Annotated in this window: 12 protein-coding genes; 9 read left to right on the forward strand and 3 right to left on the reverse strand. The window is 70.7% G+C overall.

The window, feature by feature from the left end; translation table 11 throughout:
* Window positions 1-13: 13 nt before the first annotated feature.
* Entirely contained in the window at window positions 14-1,306 is a 1,293-nt protein-coding gene (locus tag ACIPQB_RS09520) for an adenosylmethionine--8-amino-7-oxononanoate transaminase (protein ID WP_446484981.1), read from the reverse strand.
* A gap of 73 nt (window positions 1,307-1,379) precedes the next feature.
* Between ACIPQB_RS09520 and bioF the strand changes: the two genes are divergently transcribed.
* The 3 genes from bioF to ACIPQB_RS09535 are packed head-to-tail and all read left to right on the forward strand — an operon-like array spanning window position 1,380 to window position 4,107.
* Window positions 1,380-2,531, forward strand: a complete 1,152-nt coding sequence (bioF, locus tag ACIPQB_RS09525) for an 8-amino-7-oxononanoate synthase (RefSeq protein ID WP_446484982.1) — start codon at window positions 1,380-1,382, stop codon at window positions 2,529-2,531.
* Window positions 2,531-3,217: a dethiobiotin synthase gene (bioD, locus tag ACIPQB_RS09530; protein ID WP_446484983.1), complete on the forward strand. Its 687-nt coding sequence runs from the start codon at window positions 2,531-2,533 to the stop codon at window positions 3,215-3,217. The genes bioF and bioD overlap by 1 nt, the downstream gene beginning before the upstream one ends.
* The gene (locus ACIPQB_RS09535) at window positions 3,214-4,107 is read left to right on the forward strand and encodes a Gfo/Idh/MocA family protein (protein ID WP_446484984.1); all 894 of its coding nucleotides are present in this window, start codon (window positions 3,214-3,216) and stop codon (window positions 4,105-4,107) included. The genes bioD and ACIPQB_RS09535 overlap by 4 nt, the downstream gene beginning before the upstream one ends.
* Here ACIPQB_RS09535 and ACIPQB_RS09540 read toward each other — a convergent pair.
* Both ACIPQB_RS09540 and ACIPQB_RS09545 read right to left on the reverse strand, forming a co-directional pair.
* Window positions 4,072-5,145 carry a fatty acid desaturase family protein gene (locus tag ACIPQB_RS09540; RefSeq protein ID WP_446484985.1) on the reverse strand — a complete coding sequence of 358 codons (1,074 nt, stop codon included), beginning with the start codon at window positions 5,143-5,145 and terminating at the stop codon, window positions 4,072-4,074. The genes ACIPQB_RS09535 and ACIPQB_RS09540 overlap by 36 nt on opposite strands.
* Window positions 5,146-5,311: 166 nt before the next feature.
* Window positions 5,312-5,935, reverse strand: a complete 624-nt coding sequence (locus tag ACIPQB_RS09545; protein ID WP_446484986.1) for a TetR/AcrR family transcriptional regulator C-terminal domain-containing protein — start codon at window positions 5,933-5,935, stop codon at window positions 5,312-5,314.
* 114 nt (window positions 5,936-6,049) lie between these two features.
* Here ACIPQB_RS09545 and ACIPQB_RS09550 point away from each other — a divergent pair, with 114 nt between their 5' ends.
* From ACIPQB_RS09550 to ACIPQB_RS09575, 6 genes are all read left to right on the forward strand, one after another.
* Window positions 6,050-7,477 (forward strand): efflux transporter outer membrane subunit, encoded by a 1,428-nt coding sequence (locus ACIPQB_RS09550; protein WP_446484987.1) that lies wholly within the window; start codon window positions 6,050-6,052, stop codon window positions 7,475-7,477.
* Between the two features lie 28 nt (window positions 7,478-7,505).
* A complete protein-coding gene (locus ACIPQB_RS09555) occupies window positions 7,506-8,657 on the forward strand; it encodes an HlyD family efflux transporter periplasmic adaptor subunit (RefSeq protein ID WP_446484988.1) in 1,152 nt (383 codons plus the stop codon).
* A 39-nt stretch (window positions 8,658-8,696) separates the two neighbouring features.
* Window positions 8,697-10,241: a DHA2 family efflux MFS transporter permease subunit gene (locus tag ACIPQB_RS09560; RefSeq protein WP_446484989.1), complete on the forward strand. Its 1,545-nt coding sequence runs from the start codon at window positions 8,697-8,699 to the stop codon at window positions 10,239-10,241.
* 49 nt (window positions 10,242-10,290) lie between these two features.
* A complete protein-coding gene (locus tag ACIPQB_RS09565) occupies window positions 10,291-10,899 on the forward strand; it encodes a TetR/AcrR family transcriptional regulator (RefSeq protein WP_446484990.1) in 609 nt (202 codons plus the stop codon).
* Window positions 10,900-11,164: 265 nt separating this feature from the next.
* On the forward strand, window positions 11,165-12,412 hold the full coding sequence (locus ACIPQB_RS09570; protein ID WP_446484991.1) for an MFS transporter: 1,248 nt from the start codon (window positions 11,165-11,167) through the stop codon (window positions 12,410-12,412).
* Between the two features lie 2 nt (window positions 12,413-12,414).
* Window positions 12,415-14,832 carry a TIM-barrel domain-containing protein gene (locus ACIPQB_RS09575; protein WP_446484992.1) on the forward strand — a complete coding sequence of 806 codons (2,418 nt, stop codon included), beginning with the start codon at window positions 12,415-12,417 and terminating at the stop codon, window positions 14,830-14,832.
* Window positions 14,833-14,854: the final 22 nt, after the last annotated feature.

Consider the following 14,854-nt stretch of genomic DNA (forward strand, 5'->3'; position numbering starts at 1 on the left):
GGTCCCGCTTGGATCAGACCCCGCCCGATCCTTCAACCCCGCCGGCGCCGATCACTTTGCGAATGGCGGCGGTGAGGATCGCCAGGTCGGCGTCGGGGGTGGTGAAGGCCGGGGTCAGGTAGACGACCTTGCCCATCGGCCGGATCCAGGCCCCTTCGGCGGCGAAGGCCTCGCACAGGGCGCCGACCGCCACCGGCGCGGCGAACTCCACCACCCCGATCGCCCCCAGCACCCGCACGTCGATCACCCCCGGCGCTGACCGGCAGGGCTCCAGCCCCGCCGACAGGGCCGCCGAGACCCGCGCCACCTCGGCCCGCCAGGTCCCGTCCTCGAACAGGTCCAGCGAGGCGTTGGCGGCGGCGCAGGCCAGGGCGTTGCCCATATAGGTCGGGCCGTGCATCAGGGCCGCGCCGGCCTCGTCCGACCAGAAGGCCTCGAACACCCGGGTCGAGGCCACGGCGACCGACAGCGGCAGGGTTCCGCCGGTCAGGGCCTTGGACAGGGTGACGATGTCGGGCTCGACCCCCGCCGCCTGCATGGCGAAGAGCCGGCCGGTGCGGCCGAAGCCGGTGAAAATCTCGTCAAAGATCAGCAGCACCCCGTGCTGGTCGGCCAGGCGGCGCAAGGTTCTCAGAACTTCGGGACCATGGAACAGCATGCCGCCCGCCCCTTGGACCAGCGGCTCGACCATGATGGCGGCGATCTGTCCGCCCCGCTCCGCCAGCAGGGCGTCGAGGGCGGCTTCGGAGGCCGCGTCGACCGGCAGGTCGGCGATCACCTGGCTGGGCAGGACGCCAGCGAACAGGCTGTGCATGCCCTCCTCCGGGTCGCAGACCGTCATGGTCGCCAGGGTGTCGCCGTGATAGCCGCCGCGGAACGACAGGAACCGCGTACGCCCGATCCGGCGCTGGTTGATGTGGAACTGCAGCGCCATCTTCATGGCGATCTCGACCGACACCGAGCCGGACTCGGCGAAGAAGGCGTGGTTCAGGTCGCCGGGCAGCAGCTCGGCCAGCCGCCGGGCCAGCCGATAGGCCGGCTCGTGGGCCAGGCCGCCGAACATCACGTGCGGCAGGCGGTCCAGTTGGTCGCGTATCGCGTTGGCGATATGCGGATGGTTATAGCCGTGGCAGGCGGTCCACCACGAGGCCAGGCCGTCGACCAGCTCGCGTCCGTCGGCCAGGACCAGCCGCGCCCCTTGCGTGGCCACGACCGGCAGCGGCGGTCGGGCGGTCTTCATCTGGCAATAGGGCCGCCAGACATGGGGCGCGCCCTGCATCAGCCAGGCGGGGCTTTCAGCGGTCATCGGGCGATCCTTCATTGCGCCGGCGGGGCGCCTTGCCTATGCCCTCCGGCGTCGCGCCGCAAACGGAACCCTGATGAACAGTCTCGACGCCTTCGCCGGCGACAAGCTTTCGGCCCTGGAGGCCGCCAGCCTGCTGCGCCGCCTCAAGCCCACCCGCCGCCTGGCCGGGGCCTGGGTCGAGCGCGACGGCCGGCGGCTGCTGTCCTTCTCCTGCAACGACTATTTGGGTCTGTCGCACCATCCGGCGGTGATCGCCGCCGCCCAGGCCGCGGCGGCCGAGCACGGGGCCGGTTCGGGGGCCTCGCGGCTGATCACCGGCGACAATCCGCTGTTCTCGCAGCTGGAGGCTCGCCTCGCCGAGCTGAAGGGAACGCAGGCCGCCTGCCTGTTCGGGTCGGGCTACCTGGCCAACGCCGGGGTGATCCCCACCTTCGCCGGCCCCAGGGACATCGTCCTGGTCGACGAACTGGCCCATGCCTGCATCTGGGCCGGGGCCCAGCTGTCGGGCGCCCGGATCCTGACCTTCCGCCACAACGACGTCGACCACCTGCAAGCCCTGCTGACCGAGCACCGGGCGAGCGCCCGCCACGCCCTGGTCGCCACCGACGGGGTGTTCTCGATGGACGGCGACATCGCCCCGCTCGACGCCCTGTCGCAGGCCTGCAAGGCCCACGACGCCTGGCTGCTGTCGGACGACGCCCACGGCGTCGGGGTGCTCGCCCAAGGTAAAGGCTCGGCCGCCCTGTTCCCCGGCGTCGACATCCCGCTGCAGGTGGGCACCCTGTCCAAGGCCCTGGGCTCGTACGGCGGCTATGTCTGCGGCTCGCAGGCGGTGATCGACCTGCTGAAGACCCGGGCCCGGACGGTGATCTACACCACCGGCCTGCCGCCGGCCTCGGCCGCCGCCGCCCTGGCGGCCCTGGACGTCATCGCCGCCGATCCGGCCCTGACCGCCCTGCCCCTGGCCAAGGCCCGGGCCTTCACCGCCGCCGCCGGCCTGCCGCCGGCCGCCAGCCCGATCGTGCCGGTGATCATCGGCGAGGCCCAGGCCGCCCTGGACGCCTCGCGCGCCCTGGAGGCCGAAGGCTTCCTGGTCGTCGCCATCCGTCCGCCGACCGTGCCGGCCGGCGCGGCCCGGCTGCGCATCGCCTTCAGCGCCGAACATCCCGACGCCGAGATCGCCCGCCTGGCCGCCCTGGTCCGGCCCTACGTCCAGGCGCCCTGATGCCGGCCCTGTTCGTCACCGGCACCGGCACCGACATCGGCAAGACCTATGTCAGCTGCGCCCTGATCCGGGCGCTGAAGGCCCGCGGCGCGGCCGTGGACGCCTTCAAGCCGGTGGTCAGCGGCTTCGATCCGCGCGACGCGGCCGGCAGCGATCCGGCCCGGCTGGCGGCCGCCCTCGGCGACCCGGCCGGCCTGTTCCGCATCGCCCCCCGCCGCTACCGCGCGCCCCTGGCCCCCAATATCGCCGCCCGGCTGGAGGGCCAGACCCTGGTCCTCGACGATCTGGTGATCGACGCGGTGGCCCGCACCGCCGAGCTGCGCGACGGCCTGCTGCTGGTCGAGGGGGCGGGCGGGGTGATGTCGCCCCTGACCGACACGGCCACCAATCTCGACATGATCACCGCCCTGGGCGCGCCGGCCCTGCTGGTCGCCGGGTCGTATCTGGGCACGATCAGCCACGTCCTGACCGCCCTGGTCGCCCTGCGCGCCGCCCGGGTCCGGGTGGCGGCGGTGGTGCTCAGCGAGAGCCTGGACGCCCCCGACCTGGCCCAGACCGCCGGGGCCCTGGCCCCATTCCTGGGCGATGCAGCCTTGTTCACCGCCCCGCGCCGTGAAACCTGGGACGCCGGCCCCCTCGCCGACCACTTGGCCGACCACCTGCTCGCCCATCTCGGACAGCCATGACCCTGCGCGTCGCCATGATCGGCCTGGGCGACATCGCCCGCAAAGCCTACCTGCCCGTCCTGGGCCCCCGCCCGGACCTGGAGCTGGTCCTGGTCACTCGTGACGCCGCCACCCTGGCCGAGCTGGGCGCGGCCTGGCGGGTCGAACGCCTGCACGCCGAGCTCGACGCGGCCCTGGCCGAGGGCCTGGACGCGGCCTTCGTCCACGCCGCCACCGCCGCCCACCCGGCCCTGGTGCGGCGGCTGCTGGAGGCCGGGGTGCCGACCCTGGTCGACAAGCCGATTGCCGACAACGCCGCCGACTACGAGGCCCTGGTCGACCTGGCCGAGGCCCGCGGCGTCTCGCTGATGGCCGGCTTCAACCGCCGCCACGCCCCGGTCTATCGCGACGCCGCCGCCCTGAACCTGCCGCTGGCGGTGATGCAGAAGAACCGCGCCGACCAGGCCGACGACCCGCGCCGGGTGGTGTTCGACGACTTTATCCATGTGGTCGACACCCTGCGGTTCCTGGCCCCAGACGCCGACCAGGCCCGGGTCCAGGGCCGCCTCGTCGGCGGCTTGCTGGAGCATGTGGTGCTGTCGCTGTCGGGCGGCGGCCGCGACGCCCTGGGGATCATGAACCGCGTCAGCGGGGCCAATGAGGAGACGCTGGAGGTTTCGGGCCGCGGCGCCAAGCGGCGGATCGTCGACATGGCCCAGGTCATCGACCAGGCCGCCGAGGACCGCCTGACCCGCCGCGGCGACTGGGCCTCGGTGGCCCGCCAGCGCGGCTTCGAGGACCTGTGCGCGGCGTTCCTGGACGCGGTGCGCGACGGCCGGCGGCTGTCGGCGCTGGACGCGCTGCAGACCCACCGCCTATGCGAGCGGATCCTGGCGGACCTCGGCGCCTGACCGCGGCAGGCGGTTGAGCCGCACGCGGCCGAACAGCTTGCCAAGGGCCGCGACCAGTCCCCTCTCCTCGACCCGGTGATAGGGCGAGGTCGCCGCCAGCTGGGCCGACAGCCGCGCATGGGCCTTGCCCAGGTTGTGGTACGGCAGGCGCGGCAGCAGGTGGTGCAGGGCGTGGTAGCGCAGGCCGACTGGGGCCCACAGGAACGGCAGCAGGGCCGGCGGCGGCACATTGACCGAGTCCAGGAACTGTTCCTCGAAGCTCATCCGCTCGCCGTCGTTATGCCAGTAGTGGGCGACCAGGGTCCGCAGCTGGTTGACGAAGGTCGCCAACGAGAACACCACGAACCAGGTCGCCACCAGCCGCAGCGGGACCCAGCCGGCCGCCGTCGCCGCGGCCACGCCCCAGCACCATAGCCAGCAGCCGATCTCCTGGGCCAGCCAGTCGGGGCGGCTGTTGTCGTTGTCCTCGCGCACGAAGTCGGGATTGATCACCAGGGCCGACAGCTTGGTCTTGACCAGCCGGCGGACGGCGGGAACGGCGAAGGACAGCGGGATCAGGATGCCCGAGCGCAGGATCACTCCCAGCGGGGCGAGCAGCGACAGCAGGGCGAAGCCGGCCAGGCCGGCCGGCGAAAAGCGGCCCAGCGGCAGGTATTCGGGGTCGCGGGCGGTGCCGAAGCGGTCCTTGGCGTGGTGCAGATTGTGCACCCCTTCGTACATCATCGACGGCGTCATCAGCGGCACGCCGACCAGAAGGTTCCAGCCCAGGCGGAAGCCGGGCACGTCCCTGGGCCGCAGGTGGCTGATCTCATGGATGAAGCTCAGGGCGCGATAGACGGCCAGCAGGCTGACCAGCCCTGCGCCGGCCACAACGACGGGATCGTGCGCGCCGGCCGCCAGCCCCAGGCCGCCCCAGGCGACGAGCGTGGTCAGGGCCAGGTCGAGCCAGTAGATCGCCCGGCGGGGCGTCGCCAGGTCCGCCGTCAGCTTGAAGGCCTGCCGGACCAGACCAACCTCGTCTTCAGTGGTCGATCCCACGCCGCCCTCACGCCTTCTTCGCCTCGCCGCGTCGACTTGGCGCCGCGAAGCTTGAAATTCAATCCGCGCCGGGAGAGAACCGGCGAAATATCCGTGATCGCCCTATAGCAAGACCGCCGAGGTGGAAACGCCGACATTGTCGCATCACGACGCCGGCGCGCCGGACTCAGGCGTCCGACGCCGTCTCGCCGGTCAATCCATAGGCGCGAATGAAGACCTCGACCGCCGCGCCGGCCGCCTCGACCAGGTCCGCCTCGGCGACCGACGCCACCGCCCCCTCCATCAGCCTTTGCACCGGCCCGGCCTCGCACAGGGCGAAAAAGTGCCCCACCGCCCGCCACGGATCGGCCCGGCGCATGCGCCCCTCGTCCATGGCGCGGCTGAAATCCGCCGCCATGCGCGTCCAGCCCCGCTTGGGACCGTTCTCGAAGAACAGCTTGCCCAGATTGGACTTGGCGCCCTCGGCATAGATGATCCGGCGGAAGGCGGCGATCTCCGGATCGGCGATGAAGCGCAGGAACTGGATCGCGAACTCGCCCAGGCCGGTGGGAAGGTCGCGATGGTCGTGGAAGCGGTCGAACAGCGGATCGATCATCCGCGCGCCCTTCTCCAGCATCACCGCGACGAACAGCTCCTCCTTGGAGGCGAAGTAGCTGTAGAGCGTCTGCTTGGAGCCCCCGACCCGCGCCGCGACCTCGGACATGCTGGCGGCCACGTAGCCGCGCTCCAGGAATACGCCCTTGGCGGCCTCCAGGATGGCCAGTCGTTTTTCCTCGGTCTTGACCCGCATACGGCGTCTCTCGGCTTTCGATCTTTTCTGGACCAACCCGTACACTTTCCGCTTGACGTCGTCACGCGGAAATATAAATGGACCGCACGGTACGGTTTGAGAAAGACCCCTCACATGTTTCCCCTCGCCTCCCGACGCGCCCTGACGGCGTGCCTCCTGTCGGCCAGCTGCCTTTGCGCCTGCGCCGCCGTCCCGAAACTTCCGCCAGCCCAGGCGATCAAGGCGCCGGAGACCTACGCCGCCACGGCCAGCCTGGCCGCGCCGGCCGCCGACTGGCCTTCAGACCGCTGGTGGACCGCCTATGGCGACCCGCAGCTGGACGCCCTGATCGACGAAGCCCTGAGCGGCTCGCCCGACCTGGCCGCCGCCGAGGCGCGCGTCGCCAAGGCCCAGGCGCTGGCCGGCCAGGCCCGGGCCGCCACCCTGCCCAGCGTCACGGCCAACGGCTCCTACGCCTCGGTCAAGCAGAGCTACAACAACGGCGTCCCGCCCGCCTTCGTGCCGCAGGGCTATAACGACAGCGGCCGCGTCAGCCTCGACTTCGCCTACGAACTCGACTTCTTCGGCAAGAACCGCGCGGCCCTGGCGGCGGCGACCTCGGAGGCGCAGGCCTCGAAGGCCGAGGCGGCGCAGGCCCGCCTGACCCTGTCGACCAGCGTGGCGGCCGCCTATGCCGACCTCGCCCAGCAGTTCTCCGACCGTGACGCCGCCCAGGACGCCGTCCGCACCCGCGAGCAGACCGCCCAGCTGACCGCCGACCGGCGCGAAAACGGCCTGGAGAACCAGGGCGCCTCCGAGCAGGCCAAGGCCAATCTGGCCGCGGCCCGCGCCAGCCTGGCGGCGGCCGACGAGGCCCTGGGCCTGACCCGCAACCGCCTGGCGGCGCTGCTCGGCGCCGGACCCGACCGGGGCCTGGCGATCGAGCGTCCGAAGGTCGGGACCCTGAAGGCCTTCGGTCTTCCCGCCAACCTCCAGGCCGACCTGATCGGCCGCCGCCCGGACGTCATCGCCGCCCGCCTGCGCGCCGAGGCCGGCGCCCAACGCATCCGCCAGGCCAAGGCCCAGTTCTATCCGGACATCGACCTGTCGGCCTATCTGGGCCAGCAGTCGCTGGGCCTGGACCTGCTGACCAAGGCCGGCTCGCGCATCGGATCGATCGGCCCGGCCGTGAGCCTGCCGATCTTCCAGGGCGGCGCCCTGCGCGCCAACTATCGCGGCGCGGCGGCCGACTACGACGCCGCCGTGGCCAGCTACAACGGGACCCTGATCCAGGCGCTGCAGGATGTGGCCGACGCCGCCGTCAGCGCCCGCGCCCTGGACGCCCGCCTGTCGGAAAGCCGCAACGCCTTCGAGGCCTCCCGCAACGCCCACGACATCGCCCTGCAGCGCTATCGCGGCGGCCTGTCGACCTATCTCGACGTGCTGACCGCCGAGGACGCGATGATCACCAACCAGCGGACGGTCGCCGACCTCGAAGCCCGCGCCTTCACTCTCGACGTGGCGCTGGTGCGCGCGCTCGGCGGCGGCTTCCACGCCGTCTGATCCTCATTCCCCTCCCGGAGCCCCTCCCATGTTCGACTCTCAAGACACGCCCGAGGCCGAAGCCCTGACCGCGCCTGCGCCCGAGGCCAAGACCAACGGCAAGCGCAAGGCCCTGTTCGCCGGCCTCGGCGCCGTGGTCCTGCTCGGCGCGGCGGCTTTCGGCGGCTATTACGTCCTGGTCGGCTCGCACCACGTCGAGACCGACAACGCCTATGTCGGCGCCTATGTCGCCCAGGTCACGCCGCTGATCGGCGGCCCCGTGCGCAGCGTCGCGGTCAACGACACCCAGGTCGTCAGGCAGGGCCAGGTGCTGGTCGTGCTCGACGACACCGACGCCCGCATCGCCCTGGCCTCGGCCCAGGCCGACCTGGCCACCGCCCGGCGCAAGGTCCGCGGCTACCTGGCCACCGACCAGAGCCTGTCGGCCCAGATCGCCGCCCGCGACGCCGACCAGGCCCGCGCCGCCGCGACCGTGACCTCGGCCCGCTCCGACCTCGACCGCGCCCGAGTCGACCTCGATCGCCGCAAGGCCCTGGCCGTCACCGGCGCGGTGTCCGGCGACGAGCTGACCCGCGCCCAGAACGCCCTGGCCAACGCCCAGGCCGCCTATGACTCCGCCAAGGCGGCCCAGGTCCAGGCCGCCGCCAACCGCGCCGCCGCCGTCGGCTCGCTGGCCGCCAACACCACCCTGACCGACGGGACCAGCGTCGACACCAACCCCGAAGTCGCCGCCGCGCGCGCCCGGCTCGACCAGGCCGCGGTGGATCTGGCCCGGACCGTCATCCGCGCCCCGATCGACGGCGTGGTGACGCGCCGCAACGTCCAGGTCGGCCAGAGGGTCGCCGCCGGCGCGGTCCTGATGCAGGTCGTTCCCGTGCAGCAGGCCTATGTCGACGCCAACTTCAAGGAGGCCCAGCTGCGCAAGGTCCGGATCGGCCAGCCGGTCGAGCTGGAGGCCGATCTCTACGGCGGCTCGGTCAAGTATCGCGGCACCGTCGTCGGACTGTCGGGCGGCACCGGTTCGGCCTTCGCCCTGATCCCCGCCCAGAACGCCACCGGCAACTGGATCAAGGTCGTCCAGCGCCTGCCGGTGCGCGTCGCCATCGCGCCGGCCGACCTCAAGGCCCATCCGCTGCGCGTGGGCCTGTCGATGAAGGCCACCATCGACACCGCCGCCTGATCCGCTTCCCCGCCCCTCGCATAGCCAAGGACCGCCGTCATGGCCAAGGCCCCCGCCGCTTCGGCGGCACTCCCCCCGCCCCTCACCGGACCGGCGATGATCTTCGCCGGCCTGGTCCTGGCGGCCGCCAACTTCCTGGTGGTGCTCGACACCACCATCGCCAACGTCTCGGTGTCGAACATCTCCGGCGCCCTGGCCGTCTCGCCCAGCCAGGGCACCTGGGTGATCACCTCCTACGCCGTGGCCGAGGCCGTTGTCGTGCCGCTGACCGGCTGGCTGTCGGCCCGCTTCGGCGCAGTGAAGGTCTTCGTGCTCGGCATGGTCGGGTTCGGCTTCTTCTCGTTTCTCTGCGGCCTAGCCCCCTCGCTGAGCCTGCTGGTGCTGTTCCGGGTGCTGCAAGGCGCCTGCGGCGGCCCGCTGATGCCGCTGTCCCAGACCCTGCTGCTGCGCGTCTTTCCCAAGAAGTACGCCGCAGCGGCCACGGGGCTATGGGCCATGACCACCCTGATCGCACCCATCCTCGGACCGATCCTGGGCGGCACGCTCTGCGACAATGTCGGTTGGGCCTTCATCTTCTGGATCAACGTGCCGGTGGCGGCGATCTGCAGCTGGTTCGCCTGGCGACTGCTGCGCAGCCATGAGACGCCCCTGGCCAGGGCCCGGGTCGACCTGGTGGGCCTCGGCCTGCTGGTCGTCTGGGTCGGCGCCCTGCAGATCATGCTCGACCTGGGCAAGGAGCACGACTGGTTCGCCTCGCCGATGATCGCGGGCCTAGCCATCGTCGCGGCGCTCGGCTTCATGGCGTTCCTGATCTGGGAGCTGACCGACGCCAATCCGATCGTCGACCTGCGCGTGTTCCGCCACCGCGGCTTCACCGCCAGCGTCATCACCCTCAGCGCCGCCTTCGGGGCCTTCTTCGGCATCAACGTCCTGACCCCGCTGTGGCTGCAGCAGAACATGGGCTACACGGCCACCTGGGCCGGCTACGTCTCGGCGCTGCTGGGCGTGACGGCCGTCCTGGTCGCGCCGCTGGCGGCGGGCCTGTCGACCAAGGTCGATCCCCGGCGGCTGGTGTTCCTGGGCGTGATCTGGCTGGGGGCGATCACCTTCATGCGTAGCCAGGCCAATTCCGACATGGGCTATTTCGACATCGCCCATTGGCTGCTGCTGCAGGGGTTCGGCATGCCGTTCTTCTTCGTGCCGGTCACCGCCCTGGCCCTGGCCAGCGTCACCGAACCGGAGACCGCCAGCGCCGCGGGCCTGATGAACTTCTGCCGCACCCTCTCGGGCGCCGTCGCCACCTCGATGGTCAGCACCGTCTGGGCCGACAACGCCAGCCGCAACCGCAGCGACCTCTCGGGCCTGCTGAACGGCGCCCAGGACACCATGGATCGGATGACGGCCAGCGGCCTGTCGCCCGACCAGGCGCGCGGCAATCTCGAACAGATGGTGCAAGGCCAGGGCGTGATGCTGGCCACCAACCAGGTGTTCCTGGCCATGGCGGCGCTGTTCGTCGTCGCCGCCTTCATCATCTGGCTGGCGCCGCGTCCCACCCGCGTGGCCGACACCTCGGCAGTCCACTAGGTCCTCCGACGTCCGCCTCCCCAAAGGTCTTCGCACAAGGATTCCGATTGTGAAAACCAAGCCCCAGACATCCGACCTGGCCCATCGATCGGCGCCCGACCGCCTGATCGATGCGGCGACGGAACTCTTCTACCAGCACGGCTTTCGGGCGATCGGCGTCGACGACATCGCCGCCCGGAGCGGCGTCACCAAGACGACCCTCTACCGGTACTTCGACTCCAAGGACGACCTGGCCGCCGCCTGTCTGACCAGGCTGGCCCTGGAGGATCTCGACGAGCTGATGATCATCGCCAAGCGGTTTCCCGACGCGCCCCTGGCGCAGATCCGCGCGATCGTGACGGCCGCCGCCGCCAAGGTCGCCCATCCCGACTATCGCGGCTGGCTGCTTTCCAATCTCGAGGTCGAAATCAGCGACCCGGACCATCCGATCCGCCGGGTCTGCAAGCTCTACAAGACCCGATTGCGCGACCACCTGGTCGAGACGGCCAGGCAGGCCGACTTCGCCGCGCCCGCCGCGCTCGCCGACGGCCTGCTGCTCCTGATCGAGGGAGCCGGGGCCAGTTGGCACAGCCTGGGCGCGGCCGGCCCGGCGGCCAATCTGACGCTGAACTTCACCCTGCTGCTGCAAGGGCATCGCACCGGAATGGGCGCCGCCTAGAGCTGGAGCCTGTTTCGGTTGATGAGCACGGCGGCCCTCGGCAGCTCCGCCGAATTGGTCAGGACAATTTGTTGGAATTGACAGGCCAATCCCAATTGGTCATGGATGGAACGCGCCATAACTCGACCGCTCCCAAACCGGGCCTCTGCGACCCATAATCCGCCGCTAAGTGAAAATGTGATCGTCCTGGAGGGGCGGCATGGTCGCCGAGTTCCGCGGAGATGGAGCTCTCCGCTCAAAAAAGAACGATAGGGGGAAGAAAAGAGTGACTTGGCGTTCGGCGCGATTGCGCATTCTCTTGCTGGTGATCGTCGGCACGATCATCAATTACATCGCGCGGAATTCACTCGGCGTGCTGGCGCCGCAGCTGAAGCACGACCTGGCGATCAGCACCGAACAGTACAGCTATATCGTCGGGGCCTTCCAGTTGGCCTATACGATCATGCAGCCGGTCGCCGGTCTGCTGATCGACAAAATTGGCCTGACAGCGGGTTTCGCGCTGTTCGCCCTCGCCTGGAGCTTGGCCAACATGGCCCATGGCGCGGCCCGTGGCTGGCTGTCCCTGGCGGCGTTTCGCGGCATGCTGGGCATGGCCGAGGCCGCCGCGATCCCGGCCGGCATGAAGTCGATCGGCGAGTGGTTCCCTGATCGCGAGCGCTCCGTCGCCGTCGGCTGGTTCAATGCGGGGACCTCTCTCGGCGCGGTGATCGCCCCGGTCCTGGTCGTCCTGGTCGCCAAGATCTGGGGCTGGCAGGGGGCGTTCTTCGTCACGGGCCTGTTCGGTGTGGTCTTCGCCGGCGTCTGGTTCCGCCTCTACCGCTCGCCGGCCAAGGCGGCTTACGTCTCGCCGGCCGAACTGGCCGAGATCCAGGCGGGCCAGCGCCCGGTGGCGGCCAGCGCCACCACCCTGAAGGCGATCATCGTCACGCCCCGGTTCTGGGCCATCGCCGTTCCGCGGTTCCTGGCCGAGCCGGCCTGGCAGACCTTCTCGTTCTGGATCCCGCTGTACCTTGCCAAGGAGCGGGGCATGGATCTGGCCCACATCGCCCTGTTCGCCTGGATGCCCTTCCTGGCCGCCGATGCGGGCGGCGTACTTGGCGGCTACCTCGCGCCGTTCCTGCAGAAGTGGCGCGGCCTGAGCCTGGAGTCCTCCCGCATCGCCGGCGTCGCCCTCGGCGCGGTTCTGATGATCGCGCCGGGCTTTGTCGGGCTGGTGGGCCATCCGATGGCGGCGATCGCCCTCCTGGCCATCGGCGGCTTCGCCCACCAGGTAATCTCGGTGCTGATCAACACCCTGTCGGCGGACGTGTTCGCCAAGGGCGACATCGCCAAGGCCAACGGCCTGGTCGGCATGGCCGGCTGGACCGGCGGACTGCTGTTCTCGCTGGCGATCGGCCAGTTGGCCGACAAGATCGGCTTCGCGCCGCTGTTCGCCTGCCTCGGCGTCTTCGACCTGCTGGGCGCCCTGTGGCTGTTCGCCATGCGCCGTCATCTCGTCGTGAAGGAGGCCTGACGATGCGAAAAGCCACACTGGCCCAGCCGCCCCTCTTCACCCTGGCCGAGCGGGTCGGCCCCCGGGTGACCCTGCGCGCCGACACCGGCGCGGTCGCCCACGTCTTCGTCCTGGAGGAGGACGTCGTCCGGGTCCTGCTGCTGGCCGGCGGCGTCTCGACCTCGCCGCCCAGTTGGGCGATCGCACCCGGACAGACGGATATCGCCGAGCCCGGTCGCGACCGGATGGACGTTTCCGGTTTCGCGGCCCCCGGCTTCACCCTCGATGAAGCGGAAGGCGTCCTGGTGCTGACCACCGCGCGCCTGCGCCTGGAGATCACCCTGGCGGGCTTCTTCTGCCGCTGGTCGCAGGCTGCGCCCGACGGCTGGCGGGTCATCGCCGAGGACCGGCCGACCCAGGCCTATAATTTCGGCTGGTGGGACGGCGGCGTCTATCACTATGTCAAGCGGCGGCCGGGCGAGCGCTATTACGGCCTGGGCGAGCGGGCCGGCGGTATGGACCGGGCCGGACGTCGGTTCCGCCTGACCAACCTGGATCCCATGGGCTACGACGCCTCCGCCGACGATCCGCTCTACAAGTCGATCCCGTACGTGCTGGTCGTCGACGCCGAGAGCGCGGCGCATGGCGTCTTCTATGACACGACCGCCGACCCGGTTTTCGACTTCGGCTACGAGCACGACAACTACCACCCGCATTACCGCTACATGCGGGCCGAAAGCGGCGACCTCGACTACTACATGATCGCCGGACCCGACGCCCGGGCCGTCACCCGCCGCTACACCTGGCTGACCGGCCGGCCGGCGTTGATGCCCCGTTGGGCGGTGGGCTATTCCGGCTCGACCATGACCTATACCGACGCGCCGAACGCCCAGGCGCGCATGGGCGAGTTCATCGCGGGCGTCAGCCGCCATGACATCCCGTGCCAGTCCTTTCACCTGTCGTCGGGCTACACCTCGATCGGCGACAAGCGCTACGTCTTCCATTGGAACCGGGACAAGTTCCCCGATGTGGAGGGCTTCGTGCGCGGCTATGCCGACGCCGGCGTCGAGCTGGTCCCGAACATCAAGCCGGCGCTGCTGGTCAGCCATCCGCTCTACGCCGAACTGGCTGAAAACGGCTGGTTCGTCAGCGACGCCGACGGGGATCCGGTGGTCTGCCAGTTCTGGGACGAGGTCGGCAGCTATGTCGACTTCACCCACCCGGAGGCCGCCGCCTGGTGGCGCCGGCAGGTGACCGAACAACTTCTGGCCTACGGCATAAGATCGACCTGGAACGACAACAACGAATACGAGATCTGGGACACGCGGGCCCGCATCGCCGGCTTTGGCGACGCGCGTCCCGCAGCGGGCGAGCGTCCGGTCCAGACCCTGCTGATGATGCGGGCCAGCCGCGCGGCCCAGATCGCGTGCCGGCCCGGCGAGCGGCCCTATGTCGTCACCCGCAGCGGCATGGCCGGCATGCAGCGCTACGCCCAGACCTGGTCGGGCGACAACTACACCGCCTGGAAGACGTTGCGCTTCAATCAGAAGATGGGCCTGGGCATGGCGCTGTCGGGCGTCTCCAACACCGGCCACGACATCGGCGGCTTCGCCGGCCCCGCGCCCGAACCCGAGCTTCTGCTGCGCTGGGTGCAGGCGGGCGTCCTGATGCCACGCTTCTCGATCCACAGTTGGAATACCGACCGCACGGTCAACGAACCCTGGATGTATCCCGAGGCGACCCCGGCGATCATCGGCATGATGCAGCTGCGCCGGACCTTGCAGCCGCTGCTGCACGACCTGCTCTGGCGCCACCACGCAGACTATGAGCCGGTGACGCGGCCGCTGTGGCTGGACTTCCCCGACGATCCTCGGGCCTGGGAGGACGGCGACGCCTATCTGCTGGGACCGGACCTGCTGGTCGCCCCGGTGCTCGACCCGGGCGTCGAGACGGTGCGCGCCTATCTGCCGGCCGGGACGACCTGGCGCGACGTGCGCGACGACCAGGTCTATGCCGGGGGCGCGGAGTACGATCTCGCCGCGCCGCTCAGCGGACTGCCGCCGATGCTGGCGCGCGAAGGCTCCGGCCTGTTCGTCGACCTGGCGCCTGCCGGCTTCGCCGCCTCCGCCCCCCTCCCCGGCGTCCTGCTCTATCCGCCGGGGAGCGCAGGACGAATGACCTGGAGCGGCTTCGACGAAAGCGACGCCGCGCCGCGTGATCCGGCCGCGCCGCAGGGCTGGACCCTCGAGGTCGAGGCCGACGCCGGGACCCTGGCGGTCAGGGCGGGCTGGAGGGGGGCGACGCCGCCGACGGCCGACGCCTTGCAGATCATCCTGCCGCGGACCGAGGCCCGCCGGGTCACTCTAAACGGCGCGGCGGCGGCCTTGCGGGCGACGCAGGTGCTCGGGATCGAGCGCCTCGCCCTAACCTGGGTGGTTTGAAAGAAAACGGCCGGCGCGATCT

The sequence above is a fragment of the Caulobacter sp. LARHSG274 genome (genome assembly GCF_052871235.1).

Excerpts from the sequence above, each read along its gene's own strand:
- ACIPQB_RS09520 (WP_446484981.1), bottom strand. The coding sequence starts at position 1,306 with ATGACCGCTGAAAGCCCCGCCTGGCTGATGCAGGGCGCGCCCCATGTC.
- bioF (WP_446484982.1), top strand. The coding sequence starts at position 1,380 with ATGAACAGTCTCGACGCCTTCGCCGGCGACAAGCTTTCGGCCCTGGAG.
- bioD (WP_446484983.1), top strand. The coding sequence starts at position 2,531 with ATGCCGGCCCTGTTCGTCACCGGCACCGGCACCGACATCGGCAAGACC.
- ACIPQB_RS09535 (WP_446484984.1), top strand. The coding sequence starts at position 3,214 with ATGACCCTGCGCGTCGCCATGATCGGCCTGGGCGACATCGCCCGCAAA.
- ACIPQB_RS09545 (WP_446484986.1), bottom strand. The coding sequence starts at position 5,935 with ATGCGGGTCAAGACCGAGGAAAAACGACTGGCCATCCTGGAGGCCGCC.
- ACIPQB_RS09550 (WP_446484987.1), top strand. The coding sequence starts at position 6,050 with ATGTTTCCCCTCGCCTCCCGACGCGCCCTGACGGCGTGCCTCCTGTCG.
- ACIPQB_RS09555 (WP_446484988.1), top strand. The coding sequence starts at position 7,506 with ATGTTCGACTCTCAAGACACGCCCGAGGCCGAAGCCCTGACCGCGCCT.
- ACIPQB_RS09560 (WP_446484989.1), top strand. The coding sequence starts at position 8,697 with ATGGCCAAGGCCCCCGCCGCTTCGGCGGCACTCCCCCCGCCCCTCACC.
- ACIPQB_RS09575 (WP_446484992.1), top strand. The coding sequence starts at position 12,415 with ATGCGAAAAGCCACACTGGCCCAGCCGCCCCTCTTCACCCTGGCCGAG.